Source organism: Cognaticolwellia aestuarii, from assembly GCF_002000025.1.
GTDB lineage: Bacteria > Pseudomonadota > Gammaproteobacteria > Enterobacterales > Alteromonadaceae > Cognaticolwellia > Cognaticolwellia aestuarii.
Window position 1 is genome coordinate 358,311 of record NZ_MUZV01000002.1, and the last position, 16,455, is coordinate 374,765.

At 39.1% G+C, this 16,455-nt stretch carries 13 protein-coding genes; 6 read left to right on the forward strand and 7 right to left on the reverse strand.

What is annotated here, in order from left to right:
• Window positions 1–53: 53 nt before the first annotated feature.
• Genes rlmKL through B0169_RS04855 form a run of 4 tightly spaced genes read left to right on the forward strand, consistent with a single transcriptional unit; the run spans window position 54 to window position 6,118 of the window.
• The gene (rlmKL, locus tag B0169_RS04840; protein ID WP_077284895.1) at window positions 54–2,183 is read left to right on the forward strand and encodes a bifunctional 23S rRNA (guanine(2069)-N(7))-methyltransferase RlmK/23S rRNA (guanine(2445)-N(2))-methyltransferase RlmL; all 2,130 of its coding nucleotides are present in this window, start codon (window positions 54–56) and stop codon (window positions 2,181–2,183) included.
• Window position 2,184: 1 nt separating this feature from the next.
• Entirely contained in the window at window positions 2,185–2,415 is a 231-nt protein-coding gene (locus B0169_RS04845) for a glutaredoxin family protein (protein WP_077284816.1), read from the forward strand.
• Between the two features lie 3 nt (window positions 2,416–2,418).
• A complete protein-coding gene (uup, locus tag B0169_RS04850; protein ID WP_077284817.1) occupies window positions 2,419–4,329 on the forward strand; it encodes an ATP-binding cassette ATPase Uup in 1,911 nt (636 codons plus the stop codon).
• Window positions 4,330–4,354: 25 nt separating this feature from the next.
• Window positions 4,355–6,118, forward strand: coding sequence for a DUF3466 family protein (locus B0169_RS04855; RefSeq protein WP_077284896.1), 1,764 nt, complete (start codon window positions 4,355–4,357; stop codon window positions 6,116–6,118).
• Window positions 6,119–6,303: 185 nt separating this feature from the next.
• On the opposite strand, the gene ilvN is transcribed toward B0169_RS04855, so the two are convergent.
• Entirely contained in the window at window positions 6,304–6,804 is a 501-nt protein-coding gene (ilvN, locus tag B0169_RS04860) for an acetolactate synthase small subunit (protein WP_077284818.1), read from the reverse strand.
• The gene (locus B0169_RS04865) at window positions 6,804–8,528 is read right to left on the reverse strand and encodes an acetolactate synthase 3 large subunit (RefSeq protein WP_077284819.1); all 1,725 of its coding nucleotides are present in this window, start codon (window positions 8,526–8,528) and stop codon (window positions 6,804–6,806) included. Before B0169_RS04865 ends, ilvN begins: the two co-directional genes overlap by 1 nt.
• A 445-nt stretch (window positions 8,529–8,973) precedes the next feature.
• Between B0169_RS04865 and B0169_RS04870 the strand changes: the two genes are divergently transcribed.
• The gene (locus B0169_RS04870; protein ID WP_077284820.1) at window positions 8,974–9,534 is read left to right on the forward strand and encodes a DUF4136 domain-containing protein; all 561 of its coding nucleotides are present in this window, start codon (window positions 8,974–8,976) and stop codon (window positions 9,532–9,534) included.
• A 108-nt stretch (window positions 9,535–9,642) separates the two neighbouring features.
• Here B0169_RS04870 and B0169_RS04875 read toward each other — a convergent pair whose 3' ends face one another.
• From B0169_RS04875 to B0169_RS04885, 3 genes are all read right to left on the reverse strand, one after another.
• Window positions 9,643–10,137, reverse strand: coding sequence for a VOC family protein (locus B0169_RS04875; protein WP_077284821.1), 495 nt, complete (start codon window positions 10,135–10,137; stop codon window positions 9,643–9,645).
• Between the two features lie 106 nt (window positions 10,138–10,243).
• Window positions 10,244–10,966, reverse strand: a complete 723-nt coding sequence (locus tag B0169_RS04880) for a substrate-binding periplasmic protein (protein ID WP_158077052.1) — start codon at window positions 10,964–10,966, stop codon at window positions 10,244–10,246.
• A gap of 306 nt (window positions 10,967–11,272) precedes the next feature.
• On the reverse strand, window positions 11,273–12,220 hold the full coding sequence (locus B0169_RS04885; protein WP_077284823.1) for an alpha/beta fold hydrolase: 948 nt from the start codon (window positions 12,218–12,220) through the stop codon (window positions 11,273–11,275).
• A gap of 352 nt (window positions 12,221–12,572) precedes the next feature.
• Here B0169_RS04885 and glnS point away from each other — a divergent pair, with 352 nt between their 5' ends.
• Window positions 12,573–14,255 (forward strand): glutamine--tRNA ligase, encoded by a 1,683-nt coding sequence (gene glnS / locus B0169_RS04890; RefSeq protein WP_077284824.1) that lies wholly within the window; start codon window positions 12,573–12,575, stop codon window positions 14,253–14,255.
• Between the two features lie 125 nt (window positions 14,256–14,380).
• Here glnS and trpA read toward each other — a convergent pair whose 3' ends face one another.
• Window positions 14,381–15,208: a tryptophan synthase subunit alpha gene (gene trpA / locus B0169_RS04895; protein WP_077284825.1), complete on the reverse strand. Its 828-nt coding sequence runs from the start codon at window positions 15,206–15,208 to the stop codon at window positions 14,381–14,383.
• The gene (gene trpB / locus B0169_RS04900; protein WP_077284826.1) at window positions 15,208–16,455 is read right to left on the reverse strand and encodes a tryptophan synthase subunit beta; all 1,248 of its coding nucleotides are present in this window, start codon (window positions 16,453–16,455) and stop codon (window positions 15,208–15,210) included. The genes trpA and trpB overlap by 1 nt, the downstream gene beginning before the upstream one ends.

Below are 16,455 nucleotides of genomic sequence, written 5' to 3' on the forward strand. Positions count from 1 at the left end.
TGCAGCGTGTCTTTGTTTATAATCGCGGGCATAAATTAGATTGGAAAACCTTTATGCAGCAATTTTTAGCATTAACCTCTCCAGGCATAGAAATATTACTGGCACAAGAACTTAAAGATCTGAACGCTGAGCAAGTTGTTCAAAAGCCTGAAGGTGTGTATTTTACCTCAACTATTGAGCACGCATATCACATCTGTCTACATTCACGCTTATCAACTCGTATATTGCTAAAACTCGGCGAAGGCGATGCGAATAATAAAGATGAGCTTTATGCTGCAGCTAAATCAATTGTTTGGTCGCAGCAATTCTCTGCTGATCATACTTTTGCTATTGATTTTGTTGGTACCAGTGATGAAATTAGAAATAGCCAGTTTGGTGCACTTACCGTTAAAGATGCTGTGGTTGATCATTTTCGTGATTTAGGCGAAGACAGACCATCGGTTGATAAATCGTCACCGCAGGTGAGTTTTCAAGCGCGATTGTTAAAGCAAAAAGTCGCTATTTACTTAGATTTTTCTGGCCGCGGGCTGTTTAAAAGAGGTTATCGTGAAAATACCGGTGCCGCTCCGCTAAAAGAACATTTGGCTGCGGCTATGATCACCCGTTCAGGTTGGTTAGAGGATACCTCTAAACCACTTGTAGATCCTATGTGTGGTTCAGGTACGATAGTCATTGAGGCGGTATTAATGGCGGCAGGTTATGCGCCAGGTATTGATAGAGCTGCATGGGGATTTGATCATTGGCTAGGACATCAACATGATGATTTTAAAGCCGCGAAGTCTGCAGCTATAGAGCAATCACATGTGGGTTTAACGCAATTAAAAACCAAAGTCTTCGGAATCGATTTAGACAGCAGGGTGCTAAAAACGGCACAACAGAATGCCAAAAATGCTGGCATACAACGCTTTATCGAGTTTTCTTGTAAAAATGCTAACGATATAAAAAATGCCTTTGGCCCAAAAGGAACGATATTATTTAACCCACCTTATGGTGAGCGAATTGGTGAGCTGCCTGAATTAGTGGAAAGTTTTGCTTTGTTAGGGCAAAAGTTTAAATCTCATTTTGTTAATTGGCGTGTCGCTGTGTTAACGGCCAATGTTGAGCTGTTAGCTATGATGAAAATGGTGACTTTTAAACGTTATAAGTTTAAAAATGGCCCATTAGACTGTCAGTTTGCGCTTTACAATTTAGATGATAAGCAAGTGGCTAGCAGCAATGTTAATGCTGAGTTTGATCAGAAAGATTCAGCATTTGCTAATCGATTATTGAAAAATAAGAAAAATTTAAAAGGTTGGTTAAAGCAAGAGCGAATAGAGTGTTATCGTTTATATGACGCTGATATTCCTGAGTATAATGTGGCAGTAGATGTTTATGGTGATCACCTAGTTATTCATGAGTACAGTGCGCCATCGATCATTGATCCTGATAAAGTTGCTAAGCGATTACAAGAAGTGGTTTATTTTGCACCTAAGGTACTTGGTATTCCTACAGAAAAAGTCATTATTAAAACCCGAGCAAAACAGAAGGGCAAAGAGCAATATCAACGTGTTGAACAAACCAAAAAATCAATGGTTGTTGATGAGTATGGTGCCAAGCTTAAAGTTAACTTGTGGGATTATCTCGATACTGGGCTTTTTCTTGACCACAGAAAAACACGTCAAATAGTAGCAAAAAAATCAAAAGGTAAATCGTTATTGAATTTATTTGCTTATACCGGTTCAGTGTCTTTGCAAGCGGCATTACATGGTGCTAGCAAAGTTACTACGGTTGATATGTCGAATACGTATTTGAGTTGGGCACAAGACAATTTCTTATTAAATAACCTTAGCGGTCATAAATATCAATTTGTGCAAGCAGACTGTTTACAGTGGCTAAAAAATAATGATGAGAAGTTTGATGTGGTGTTTATTGACCCGCCAACATTTTCAAACTCAAAGCGTATGGGCGAAAGCTTTGACGTACAGCGTGATCACGTAAGCTTAATTACCGACGGCATGAAATCGGTTGCAGCAGGCGGTGAATTAATGTTCACCAATAATAAGCGTAATTTTAAAATGGATTTTGACGCTATTGCGGCATTAGGGCTTAACGTACAAGAAATGAGTGATAAAACTCGCGATAAAGACTTTCAACGTAATAAGCATATTCATAACAGTTGGTTGATTACACGTAAGGTTAATTAAGATGTCAGTTAAGTTTAATCTATATGGCACTTTGGGCTGTCATTTGTGTGACGATGCCTTGGCACTCTGTCAGGCACAAATGCCAGCAGAGGATATTAGTGTTATCGATATTATTGATGATGAAAAGCTACTTGAGTTGTACCGTATTAGTATCCCAGTGTTAGAGCGTTTATCAGATAACAAAAAGCTATTTTGGCCATTTGAGCAAGCACAAATTTTGGAGTTGTTGTAATTTATGGAATTAATTCGTATTTCACAAGGTGAATTAGCCTTTGGTGAAGACAAGGTTTTAGATAAAGCCGACCTAAGTATACAAACAGGCGAACGCATTTGTTTGGTCGGTCGAAATGGCGCTGGTAAATCGACATTAATGAAAGTGCTAATGGGCTTTCAAACATTAGATGATGGCCAAGTACTGAAGTCGAGTACGATGCAAGTGGCGATGTTAGAGCAAGATCCACCAGAGTCGTCTGATATCAGTGTGTTTGATTATATTGCGCAGGGCGTAAAAGAAAATGCGGATCTGATAAAACGCTATCATGTTACTATTCAAGATGTTACTGATGATCCGTCTGAAGAGAACTTGACCAAACTGTCGCGTGTTCAGGAACAACTTGAGTTAGCAAACGCTTGGCAAGATGAACAGCGTATAGAAACGGTAATGACAACGTTAGCGCTCAATGCTGATGATAAAATTTGCGACTTATCTGGTGGTTGGTTGCGTAAACTGGCACTAGCAAAAGCCTTGGTGACGGCGCCAGATATTTTACTACTTGATGAACCAACTAACCATTTAGATATTAAAAGTGTTTTATGGTTAGAGACATTTTTGAAAGACTTTGCTGGCACCATACTGTTTATCAGTCATGACAGGGCATTCATTCGTGGCGTATCCACTCGTATTATAGATCTTGACCGCGGTATTTTGAAAAGCTACCCAGGTAATTACGATCTGTACATTGAGCAAAAAGCGCATGATTTACAAGTTGAAACTCAACAAAATGCCTTATTTGATAAACGCTTAGCAGAAGAAGAAGTTTGGATACGCCAAGGTGTTAAAGCACGTCGCACACGAAATGAAGGCCGAGTAAGAGCACTTGAAAAGCTCAGAAACGAGCGCCAAGCTCGTCGTGATGTTCGTAATCAAAGCACCATGAATATCACCCAAGGTGATCGATCAGGTAAGTTAGTATTTGAAGCGGAAGACCTATCGATAGCATTTGACGGCAAAGCAGTGATCAAGAATTTAGATTTATTGATCAGCCGTAATGACCGTTTAGCCTTTATTGGCGCTAATGGCACGGGTAAGTCGACCTTGATTAAAATGATCATGGGTAAACTGACCGCTACTAGCGGTAAAATGCGTTCTGGCGTTAATTTAGATATCGCTTATTTTGACCAACACCGTGATGCACTTGATCTAAATAAAACCGTGCAAGAGATTGTTGGTGAAGGTAAGCAAGAAGTGGTGGTAAATGGTAAACCTCGACACGTTTTAGGCTACTTGCAAGACTTTCTGTTTAGTCCTAAACGCGCACGTACACCGGTAAGAGCTTTATCAGGTGGAGAAAAAAACCGTTTATTATTAGCTCGACTGTTTTTGCGCCCAAGTAACCTACTAATACTTGATGAACCGACCAATGATTTGGACATTGAAACACTAGAATTATTAGAAGAAGTCGTTGCAAATTATGCAGGAACGGTTATTTTAGTCAGCCATGACCGTGATTTTGTCAATAATTGTGTAAGTAGTTGTCTTTATTTTGATGGCACCGGACATATCACGCAAATTGTCGGTGGTTATGACGATGTTGATAGTTACTTAGAATATAAAGATAAACAACGTCAAGCTATGGCACCTTCGGTAAAAAAAGTTAAAGCTGAAGAAAAAGTCGCCGAAGTGAAGGAAAAAATTGAACTAACGACAAAGAAAAAACTCTCTTATAAAGAACAAAGAGAGTTAGAGTCTTTGCCTGGTGTTATTGATGAGCTTGAAAATCAAATAGCTGACTTTCAAGAACAAGTAAATAGCGCTGATTTTTTTAATCAGAGTTCAGAACAAACCCATACGATATTGAACCAGTTAGCCGAAAGTGAGTCAAAGCTCGAAGTTGCTTACGCTAGATGGCAAGAATTAGATGATTAACAACGAAAGTGAGTTTAGTAGTTACATGAACAAATTTGTAAAATCGATTTTAGCATTAGGTATTACTAGTGCATTAGGAATATCCGCCGTTAATGCAGCAACATATCAAGTTATCGATAAAGGTGATGTTACTGGATTAAAATATACTTACTCACAACAAGAAAATAATAACGGTGAAGCTGCAATATCAGGCACCGACATTTATAACTTCCCCGTACAATACCAGTATATTGGTGATGGTGATTTTGATCTTATTGTTGATTTAGCCGAAAGTAGTCACGAGATAGTGGACGGCTTAGAAAATATTGAAAACGAAGAAGCTTTGCGTGCGGGTAATCCAACAGCAAATGATCTTTCATGGGTTATTCAATTTCTTAGAACTCGAACAGGTAATTCATTGTATCAACAATTTGGTGATATCTATGCGATGACCAACTTTAATGGTAGCACTGAATTCCTTAATGTTTTTGATACTAAGTTTGATGGTAGTGATGACTACACTCGCTCTACTCAAGACTATATTAGTGGTATAACTAATGAAGGTTGGGTTTATGGTAATGCTTCAGCACCTTTCTTACCTTTTCAATTTACCGAAAGCGATGGCGATGAAATCACTTATTGGGCGCGTGACTTTACGACCCGAGGTTTTTTCTCATCTGACGGTGGAGCCACTATTGTTGAAATTATCCCACCAAGTGAAACTGAGTTAGCTGAAGAATTCCGTTTTGGTGGTGAGTCGGCCATATTAGATATTAGTGACTCACACATTGCTGTTGGCTATGCTAGCACCAGTCTTGATCAAACAAGTATTGATGAAATCACGGATGAGTCTGGTGGTTGTGCTGATCCTGAAATTATTGCTGATTTACCTTATAGTATTTGTGTTCAGCGAGCCATTGCCGGTGCTTATAACCTTGAAGCCATTAAATGGACTATTGATGAACAAGGCATTGTTAGCTCAGAAACATTAGGGCAGTTAGTTACTCCGCATGAAGATGATACACGCGAATATACCAATCTTGCACAAGCTGTAAATAGTAATGGTGTGGCTGTTGGTTTCTCGCATGGTTGGTGGGATGAAAATGAAACAAGCCCGAGTGCTGATGAACGTCGTGAAATTTATGCCGTAGTTTATAAAAATGGTGAAGTTAAAGACTTTACCGATGATCACAGTAAATATTTTCGTTCGAAAGCTTATGATATTAATGATGCTGGTTTTGCTGTAGGGCATGCTAGTACTTATGTTAATGGTAGTCTGCGCACTAAGTTTTACTATGTAGATACCAATGCTGAAAATATGGAAATGATTTTACCCGATGATTTCTTTACCGGTAGTTCAAGCACGGCGCGTGCAATCAATGAAGCAGGTAAAATTGTCGGTGAAGGTGAAGTTGAAACGCATAATGACAGTGGCGGAATTTCGCCGAGAAGAACCCATGGCTTTATTTATGACATTACCAGTAAAACTTTTACTGATTTAAATGATTATTTAACTTGTGATAGCGCTTATACAATTATCGAAGCGCGAGATATTAATGATGCCAATGAGATTTCAGCAACAGCGTTAACCAAAGTACCTCGCCGTAATTCAAAAGGCGAGTTGATGCTTGATTCACAAGGTGAGCAGTTATTTGAAGATGTGGTACGTGCAGTGACATTGAAGCCAACAAATGGTGAAATTGAAGACTGTAGTAAAGTTGAAGAGAAAGTAGAACGAAAAGGCGCAGGCTTTGGTTTAGGCGCTTTGTGTTTGTTGATGTTAGTTGGGTTACGTAGAAGGTTTTTTTAATCATTAACTCAGTAATAGCATTGAATAAAAAGCCAGCATTTTGCTGGCTTTTTATGTTTTATCGAGTAGCTAAAGTGATATTGCTTAACACTGCATTAAAACAGAAATTCTAGTATTTATGCTTTAAGTATTATCGCGTCAATACTGGAACTAATCACTAAATTAACCACTGAACTAAAAGGTGGCTACTTTACTCTCAGTGCCTTTTCACCACGGGCAATACCAACACATCCCGATCTAACCGATTCAATGATCTCTGTTTCGTTAGCTAAGGTACTGATAAAAGCATTAAGCTTTTCTGCGTCACCGGTTAACTCTATGGTGTAGGTTTGTTTACCGATGTCGATAATCGCTCCTCTGAATATATCTGTTATACGCTTAACTTCGGTTCGTGATTTATCACTCATGGCTAATACTTTAATAAGTAATAGCTCTCGCTCGACGTGGCTTCTTTCGGTCAAGTCAGTAATTTTGATGACATCAATGAGTTTGTTTACTTGCTTAACTATTTGTTCCAGTATCTTGTCGTTGCCTTTAGTGGCGATAGTAATACGAGATAAACTTGGATCTTCCGTAGGCGCAACGGTTAAACTTTCAATGTTAAATGCTCTTTGTGAAAAAAGACCAACAATGCGAGAAAGTGATCCAGCTTCGTTCTCTAATAATATTGCTAAAATTCTGCGCATTAGGCTTTAACTCCTTTTTTTATCCACATTTCATCAATAGCACCGGTACGAATTTGCATCGGGTAAACATGTTCATTCTCATCAACCAGTACATCAACAAAAACCAGGCGGTTTTTAATGGCAAAAGCTTGTTGTATTTTTTCTTCTAACTCATCAAGAGCATTAATTTGAATGCCAACATGGCCATAAGACTCAGCTAGTTTGACAAAGTCAGGCAAAGACTCCATATAAGAAGAAGAATGACGACCGCCATAAACCATATCTTGCCATTGGCGTACCATACCTAATGAACGATTATTCAGTGAGATAATAACCACAGGTAAATTATACTGTAGGCAAGTTGATAGCTCTTGAATGTTCATCTGGATTGAACCGTCGCCTGTTATACAAATAACGTGACTATCTGGAAAGGCTAATTTAACCCCCATTGCCGCGGGTAAACCAAAGCCCATGGTGCCAAGCCCGCCTGAGTTAATCCATTGTCTTGGCTTAGCAAACGGGTAATACTGTGCTGCAAACATCTGATGTTGGCCAACATCAGAGCAAACATAAGCATCGCCCTGAGTTGCTTCATACATAGCCTCAATAACGCGTTGAGGCTTTATTTTTCCGTCAGTTTGTTCATAGCTAACGCTTTTTACTGCGCGCCACTGCGCTATTTGTTGCCACCAAGCTTGATTTTCTTGCTCGTTAATACTGAACTGTTTTTCATCAAGTTCAGTAAGTAATTGCTCTAGTACTATATCAACTAAACCAACTACCGGAATATGTGCGTTAATTGTTTTTGATATTGATGTTGGGTCAATATCAACATGGACAATGTTGGCGTTTGGACAGAATTTTTTAACATTATTAGTCACTCGGTCATCAAACCTTGCACCTAAGGCAAGAATAACATCAGCATGAGCCATGGCTTTATTGGCTTCTAAACTACCATGCATTCCTAACATACCAATAAAGTTATCATGCAGGCCAGATACACCGCCTAAGCCCATTAACGTATTGGTTACAGGAGCATTAAGTTTTTCAACTAACTGTGTTAATAGTGCCGCGGCATTAGCGATAATGACGCCGCCACCTGAGTAAATTACTAGGCGTTTAGCTTGGGTGATGGCCTGTACGGCTTTTTTGATTTGCCGATGATGGCCTTTAACTGTTGGGTTATATGAGCGGATATTGATTTCTGAATTTAGGGTAAACTCAGCAGTGAACTGTGGCATTAGTATATCTTTCGGTAACTCTATTACTACCGGGCCAGGTCTACCTGTGCTAGCAATATAAAACGCTTTAGCGATGGTGTTAGGAATGTCAGCGACTTTACGGCAGTTGAAACTGTGCTTAACTATTGGGCGAGAACAACCAACGATGTCAGTTTCTTGAAAGGCATCATCGCCAATTAGCCCCGTAGGCACTTGACCTGAAAGTACCACCATAGGAATTGAATCCATATAGGCGGTCGCGATGCCCGTAATACAGTTTGTTGCACCTGGACCTGACGTTGCTAAGACAACGCCGACTTCACCAGTAGCGCGTGCAAAGCCATCTGCCATATGTGTAGCAGCTTGCTCATGGCGCACCAAGATATGCTCAACATCATTTTGACGAAAAATTGCGTCGTAAATATCTAATACTGTGCCTCCTGGATAACCAAATAAATATTTAACTTTAAGTGCTGATAGGGTTTTTACTACCAGTTCAGCACCTGAAAATAGCTCTTTTGTCATATGTAATCCCTTCAATTATTAAATTTTTATAGATAAAGTGTAAAAAAAACCCTCGGTCTTTGCAGAGCGAGGGTTTGTTGTTTAAATTGGAATTTTATTTTTTACACACAACATCGTCCACGCATTGGTTGAGAGACCAAGACGACAGAGAGGAGAGCAGTAAGTGTGTTAATTAAGTTCATGTCAGAAAATAAATATAATAAAAAGTATGGCTATAGTTTTAAGGGGTTTGTTTACAAGTGTCAATGAAAAATTGTGTATTATTTATAAGTTTTTATTTATAAGTTTTTATTTATTGTTATATCAAGGGGACAATTTTTAAGGTTAATTGTTAATATCTAAACCCTGTATTTAAGTCAGAGATAACATTTTTCAACAGCATATTGCAGTATTTATGTTAGTCTGGTTTTATAGTTTTATACATCAAAGTTATTTGGAAGGATTTATGTTAAAAAATAAATTAATTGTATTGTTTGCACTTGTGGCTGTTATGGCGGGTTGCGTATCAACACAGCAGGCCAGAGTTGACTTTGACCGCAATAGTGAAATAAGCACATCGCATTATAAAACCTTTGCTTGGCTCAATGAAAATAAAGTGTTGGCAGAGCCTGTTGATGTTAATCCCGTGATGAAAGTGCGAATTGATAACGCTATAGAACAAGCTTTTATAGCGAAAGGCTATGAATTGGTGAGTGATGCCGAAAAAGCAGATTTCACTATTTCTTATACCATGGGGAGTCGTGATAAAGTTAAAGTTGATTCATTACCATCAAGCTACCGTCGAGGTTTTTATTGGGGGCACGGTTATTACGCAGGCATGGTTATAAATAATGATAATCATGTTAAAAACTATACCGAAGGAAAGCTAGCAATCGATGTTTACGATGTGAAAAGTCATCAGCCAGTATGGCATGGTTGGGCAGTTAAACGCATTAAGTCGTCGGAACAAGATAACCCAAGCAAAGCTATTAAAATGGTGGTTGAACAAGTGGTAGCACAATTTTAGCAAGCGGATTATTTAGTAAGTAGCTTAGCTACACTGAAAGTAAAAAGCGCAGTTTAGCTGCGCTTTTTTTTGCCTAAAGTGGCTAATAGTACCGTCATATTGTGCTATTTATTTTGGTGGCGTAAAGGCAAATTCAATACGGTTACCGCTGGGTTCACGAATAATCATATGAAGAGTTGGGCCTTTACCATTAGGCTCAGGGCCGAATTCAATTACAACATTAGGCATTGACTTGAATCGCTGATGTAATATCTCTAGCGTTTCTTCACTAGTAACTGTTAAAGCTAAGTGGTGTAACCCAACATTATTTTTTCTATCAAACTCAACAACTTTTTCCGGGTTTTTGCTCTGCCATAACGTTACGAAGATTTTACCATCCGTAACAAATACTGAAGGGTAGTCAGGGTAACCACCCGCTTGCTTCCAACCTAAAGTGTTGATAAAAAAGTCGCTTGAGGCTGAGAGGTTTTTAACTGTTAGGCCTAGATGATTTAGTCCTGACGTCATTACTTTTTTGGGCGCTTGAGAGTCAGCTGCTATTGCAAAAGGAATGGTTATACAGGGAAACAGTATTGCCGATATCAGCCATGATTTAATATTCATTTGAACCTCGTTAAGTTTAACTTTTATTATCTATTCAAGTTGACCTGCTACCGAGCCATAATCGTTCAATTTACGATAATGAAGCCTAAAAATAGAAAATTAAAGATTATTGCTGAGCTAGCCAAGCCTTAAATGCTGCTTGTAGCGCCGAAACTAGCTCAGGTGATGAGTTTTTACTTAGCGCCATACAATGCTCGGTGCTCATGTTCTGATGCAGCTGAAAGCCAACGTCTAGATCATCTATACTATATTCGGTATTTTTTAAACGATAAGCCAGTGCTTCCTTTGATTGAATTACTGCATCTATTTTGCCGTTTAAAAGGTTTTTAATGTTGCTTTCTTCATTGGCAGAGATAGTTAAATTACGACCAACAGCAAAGCCATTATTGACCATATAGTTATGGCTGTTATCGTTGCGTAATACCCCAATAATGGCTTTTTTTAGTGAGGTTAATGTTGTGATGTCAGTGGTATTGCTTTTTAGTTTATAGAGGTTTACTGGCGTTTTTGGGTGGATAGGGCAAAACCATGTAAAGTGTGGAGCACGTTTTTTGGTTTTATAGATCGAGTAAATAAGCACATTAGGTTTAGTTGTTGCCAAGTGATAACTACGCGCCCAAGGATAAGTACTAATGGTATAATCGATCTCTGTCGGGGCTAAAATAGCATTGATTTTTTCCGTAACAATACCTGAAACATCTTCGGCATTCTCAGGGTTTTGAATGATAAAAGGCGGCCAATGTTCACTGACTATTTCTAAATTTAAGTCTGTAGCTTTTACTTCAAATATAAGACCAATAAAAACTAAGCTGAAAATATATTTAAACAAGAACTTCCTCACCAAGGCTTTTTAAATTAATTGTTAAGTAACGTTACTTGCCGCTGCTTAATTTACTATTGTCGACCAAATTATAGATTAAATTCATCTGATAGTTGATATTAGGAGTAAAAACCCCCCATTTTTTTGCTATAACTTATGCATCAGTAACCTGGGGTTTATGTATTATTTCAACAGACAGATTACCCCTTAATCTAAGCCTAAAGTTGACTTAAATTGACTTAAGTTGAATTCAAATAAAGTATAGTAAAAATTTTAGTACAGTGATTAAAAGTCGATATCAGTGATAGCTTGTTGTTAGCGCTTGGTGCTCAGCATATTCGTTATAACTTCAGCTGTTTCTGTTGGCTCTTCCATTGGAAAACAATGGTATTGACCAAAGGTTTGCCATTGAATGTGTTTATTAACTTTGGCGGCTCTTTTTACCGCTTTAGGAATAAAGAAATAGCTTTTATTCGCGACCAGTATTTGCACAGGAATAGCAATATTACGTACTGCTTGCCATAAACCTTTTGGATAAGAGCCAAAAATTGATGCCTCCCAACTAGGCGCGCAACTTAATGTTAGATCATCTGCTTGATTGTTAAGTTTAACGGTTGAGTAGCGACAGTAATCCTCAATAACTTGTGGGTGCCAAGTTTTATAAAAGGGTTTACTGGCAATGTTTAATTTCATTGCTTCAAAGTTAGGCCATACCGCAGTGCGATTGGCGACCGATTTTACCATAGCTCTTTGACGCCAAACTCCAGTTACCCGCATTAGCTGCTGCGCTATGATCATCTCTGACTGAAATAAAACAGGGTCGAGTAAAATAATTTCACTGAATAAGTCTGGGTATTTATTTGCAGCAAGTAAAGTGAGTACACCGCCCATTGAATGACCAATACCAATAAGTGGACCATCCTCTTTTACATTAGCTTGTTGGTAAATAGCGTCGGCGACAGTATTTGCCATTTTCTGCCAATTTGGCATTTGTGTTGTCGGTTGGGTAGAGCCACCATGACCTGGTACGTCAGTTAACCAAATAGACCAGTCGCTAGGGAATTGTGAAGCCATCGCTGCTAAAGTCATGGCAGAAAACCCCGTGCCATGTAATAAATGAATGCGTTTGGCATTTTTAGCACCTGCGCGATAATAGCCATTCACCAACATTTGACTGTTAGATTTTTGCTGCCATTGTTGTGCGCCTTCTAAGGTAAAAGCACGAGCAGAGTCGTTATTTAATGGGGTTGAGCATTCAGACATGAAAGGATATTTAAACCGACAAAAGATATTTTATAGTGGATAAGATAACAACATAATTATCTGATGTGAATGTGTTTATTGAGTTTTATAGTTGGTGTAGGGAGGTCAACCAGCACAAAGTAGTTCTTAAATCATCAAGAAGCGTTATGTTTTACTGATAGTGCTTATTAACTATTATTCGCTTGTTTGTGGTGATTTTACTCAATCTAGTATCAGGCTGGGTAAGCTTATTCTGGTATATATGTTATTTTCAAGACAGAATTACTATTCTTTAGGTGCGTTGATGTTAATTCTATTGATATAATATGGTTAATTTCATTATTTACATTTTAATATTTTAGGGGTTCTGTGGATGTCGGAAGTAGAAAACCGTCCAACCAATTTTATTCGCCAAATTATCGATGCGGATCTTGCCAGTGGCAAACATAATAAAGTACAAACACGCTTTCCACCTGAGCCAAATGGTTATTTGCATATTGGCCATGCGAAATCTATCTGTTTAAACTTTGGTATTGCGCAAGATTACAATGGTTTATGTAATTTGCGCTTTGATGATACTAACCCTGAAAAAGAAGATATTGATTACGTAAACTCGATCCAAGCTGATGTTAAGTGGTTAGGCTTTCAGTGGGCCGGTGATATTCATTATTCGTCTGATTATTTTGACCGTTTATACGGTTATGCAGTTGAATTGATTGAAAAAGGCTTAGCTTATGTTTGCTTTTTAAATGCTGAAGAAACACGTGAATATCGTGGTACGTTAAAGCAACCAGGTAAAAATAGCCCTTATCGTGATACCTCGATTGAAGAAAACTTGGCGCTATTTGAAAAAATGAAAGCCGGTGACTTTAAAGAAGGTGAGTGTGCGTTACGCGCTAAAATTGATATGGCATCAAGTTTTATGTGTATGCGTGATCCGGTAATCTATCGGGTTAAATTTGCCCATCATCACCAAACCGGTGATAAATGGTGCATTTATCCAATGTATGATTTTACTCACTGTATTTCTGATGCTATTGAAGGTATTACGCACTCAATTTGTACCTTAGAGTTCCAAGATAATCGTCGCTTATATGACTGGGTTATCGAGAATATCTCTATTGAAACAACGCCACGTCAATACGAGTTCTCACGTTTAAACCTTGAATATACTGTGATGAGTAAACGTAAGCTCAATAGCCTTGTTGAAGAGAAGTTGGTGCATGGTTGGGATGACCCACGTATGCCAACGATTGCTGGCTTTCGTCGCCGAGGCTTTACCCCAAGTTCATTACGTGAATTTGCTAAGCGTATTGGGGTAACAAAAATGGATAATACCGTGGAAATGAGCGTATTAGATGCTTGTATTCGCGAAGATTTAAATGACAATGCACCACGCGCAATGGCAGTACTTGATCCTATTAAGTTGGTGATTGAGAATTACCCTGAAGAGCAAGTAGAAAACCTAACCGTGAAAAATCATCCAAGCGATGAAAGTCAAGGAGCGCGCAGTGTTCCGTTCGCTAAAGAACTTTATATCGAAGCAGAAGATTTTCGTGAAGAAGCGAACAAGAAATATAAACGCTTAGTGTTAGACAAAGCCGTTCGTTTACGTGGGGCTTATGTTGTTACAGCAACTCGTTGTGATAAAGATGAAGATGGCAAGGTAATAACAGTTTACTGCCAATATGATCCTGAAACTTTAGGCAAAAACCCAACCGACGGGACTAAACCTAAAGGTGTTATTCATTGGGTTGCCGCTGAACAAAGTCTTGATGCAGAAATACACTTATACGAACGTCTTTTTACTGTGCCAAACCCTGGTGCAGCAGAAGACTTCCATAGTGTGATTAACCCGGACTCTTTGGTTATTATTAATAAAGCTAAAGTAGAGCCTTATTTAGCAACAGCAAAACCTGAGCAAGCCTTTCAGTTTGAGCGTCAAGGTTATTTCTGTTTAGATAATAAAATATCAGCACAAGATAGCGCTGCCGGTAAGTTAGTCTTTAATCGTACCGTTGGTTTACGTGATACTTGGGCTAAAATCGGCAACTAATGTTATTTAATTAGCCGGTCTGAGTAAATGTCCATAAAAGCCCATAAGTGCAAACTTATGGGCTTTATTATTTCTGTTTGTTTAAAAAGGCTTTATGCTTCTGACAGCTTAAAGCCATAACTTACCTACAATTTAGTCGCCAACTTCATTGCCTGCACGAACTCAGCTAATGCATTTAACATCGCATGATGATCATTGAGATTATTTTCAATGATTTTTACCACCGCTGAGCCGCTAATTGCACCTTTGGCGCCAGTTGCTAATGCTGCTTTAACTTGCTCTGGTTTTGAAATACCAAAGCCAATGACTGACGGAGCTGCTTGATGTTTATTTAAGATATCAATCAGTTTATGTCCAGTCATTTCCGCTTCTGTTTCGGTCCCTGTTACGCCTACACGACTAAGTACATAAGTATAACCTGCGCCATACTCGGCTACTTTTGCTAAGGTATCGTCACAGGCATTAGGTGGGGCAATAAAAATTGGCGCAACACCATGTGCAGCAGCGGCTTGTCTAAATGGGCCACTTTCCCGTATTGGTAGGTCGGCGATAAGCACCGAATCAACACCTGCAGCGGCAACATCGCGATAAAAATTATCGATGCCACGAGCAAAAACTAAGTTTCCATATAATAGTAAACCAATCGGTATTTCAGGTGCGTAGGCACGTATTCGCGCTAGAATTTCTAAACAAGTATCGGTATTGATATTGGCTTTTAAAGCCCGTAACGCTGCCATTTGTATTGTTAAGCCATCTGCACTGGGATCAGAAAACGGTATACCAAGCTCTAACGCGTCAGCGCCGGCATCAATTAAGGTTTTAATGATAGCAAATGATTGCTCCGCATCAGGATCTCCAATAGTAACAAATGGAATAAAAGCGCCTTCATTTTTTTCTGCTAATGCTGCGAAAGCTTGGTTATAACGCTGACCGAGGGTCGATACTGAACTCATTATGCTTCTCCTCTATGTTTTACATCACTTTTTTCAGCAGTCTCTGGCGATATAATAGCATTGACATGGGCTAAATCTTTATCGCCTCGCCCCGATAAATTCACTAAAAAGATAGTTTCTTCGGTAACCTTATCGGCCATTTTTAACGCATGTGCTAAGGCATGAGAAGATTCTAATGCCGGAATTATGCCTTCGTTGCGAGCTAATAATTGAAAGGCAGCTAAAGCTTCATCGTCATTGATTGGCACATATTGTGCCCGACCAGAATCTTTTAATTGTGCGTGTTGCGGGCCAACAGCAGGGTAGTCAAGCCCAGCTGATACCGAATAAGACTCTTCAATTTGCCCAGCTTTATCTTGCATAATATAAGTATAATTACCATGCAACATACCTTTTGTGCCGGCGACTAAGGTCGCACCGTGGTGATCAGTATTAATGCCTTTACCACCAGCTTCAACGCCAATAAGTTTGACACCTTCATCACCAATAAAATCATTAAACATCCCAATAGCATTGGAGCCGCCGCCAACACACGCAATGACGTAATCAGGTAAGCTACCCTCTTCTGCTAATAATTGTTGCTTAGCTTCTTCACCGATCATTTTTTGAAATTCACGAACTATGGTAGGGAAAGGGTGCGGGCCCGCCGCAGTACCTAATAGGTAATGTGCATTTTCATAGTTAGCTGACCAATCACGTAATGCTTCATTGACCGCATCTTTTAAAGTGCCACTGCCTGCGGTGACAGGGATAACTTCGGCGCCCATCAATTGCATGCGAAAAACATTCGGTTGTTGACGCTGACAATCTACAGCGCCCATATAAACTTTACATTTTAGCCCCAGTAATGAACAAGCAATTGCCGTGGCAACACCATGTTGGCCAGCCCCAGTTTCAGCAATAACTTCAGTTTTACCCATGCGTTTTGCTAATAATGCTTGGCCTAATACTTGGTTGGTTTTGTGTGCGCCGCCATGAAGTAGGTCTTCACGTTTTAAGTAAATTTTCGCTAAAGGATTTTTTACAATATTACGACATAAGGTTAGTGGCGTTGGTCGACCAGCATAACTGGTAAGTAACTTATTGAACTCTTGTAAAAACGCTTCGTCACTTTGTGATTCGATAAATGCTTGTTCAAGTTGCTCTAAAGCCGGTACTAATAATTCACCGACAAACATGCCACCAAACTCACCAAAGTAGGCGGGTAGTGTTTTCTTATTTTGATTTTCAGTTGTTGAGTCTAACAT

Excerpts from the sequence above, each read along its gene's own strand:
- rlmKL (WP_077284895.1), top strand. The coding sequence starts at position 54 with ATGCAGCAATTTTTAGCATTAACCTCTCCAGGCATAGAAATATTACTG.
- B0169_RS04845 (WP_077284816.1), top strand. The coding sequence starts at position 2,185 with ATGTCAGTTAAGTTTAATCTATATGGCACTTTGGGCTGTCATTTGTGT.
- uup (WP_077284817.1), top strand. The coding sequence starts at position 2,419 with ATGGAATTAATTCGTATTTCACAAGGTGAATTAGCCTTTGGTGAAGAC.
- B0169_RS04855 (WP_077284896.1), top strand. The coding sequence starts at position 4,355 with ATGAACAAATTTGTAAAATCGATTTTAGCATTAGGTATTACTAGTGCA.
- ilvN (WP_077284818.1), bottom strand. The coding sequence starts at position 6,804 with ATGCGCAGAATTTTAGCAATATTATTAGAGAACGAAGCTGGATCACTT.
- B0169_RS04865 (WP_077284819.1), bottom strand. The coding sequence starts at position 8,528 with ATGACAAAAGAGCTATTTTCAGGTGCTGAACTGGTAGTAAAAACCCTA.
- B0169_RS04870 (WP_077284820.1), top strand. The coding sequence starts at position 8,974 with ATGTTAAAAAATAAATTAATTGTATTGTTTGCACTTGTGGCTGTTATG.
- B0169_RS04875 (WP_077284821.1), bottom strand. The coding sequence starts at position 10,137 with ATGAATATTAAATCATGGCTGATATCGGCAATACTGTTTCCCTGTATA.
- B0169_RS04885 (WP_077284823.1), bottom strand. The coding sequence starts at position 12,220 with ATGTCTGAATGCTCAACCCCATTAAATAACGACTCTGCTCGTGCTTTT.
- glnS (WP_077284824.1), top strand. The coding sequence starts at position 12,573 with ATGTCGGAAGTAGAAAACCGTCCAACCAATTTTATTCGCCAAATTATC.
- trpA (WP_077284825.1), bottom strand. The coding sequence starts at position 15,208 with ATGAGTTCAGTATCGACCCTCGGTCAGCGTTATAACCAAGCTTTCGCA.
- trpB (WP_077284826.1), bottom strand. The coding sequence starts at position 16,455 with ATGTTAGACTCAACAACTGAAAATCAAAATAAGAAAACACTACCCGCC.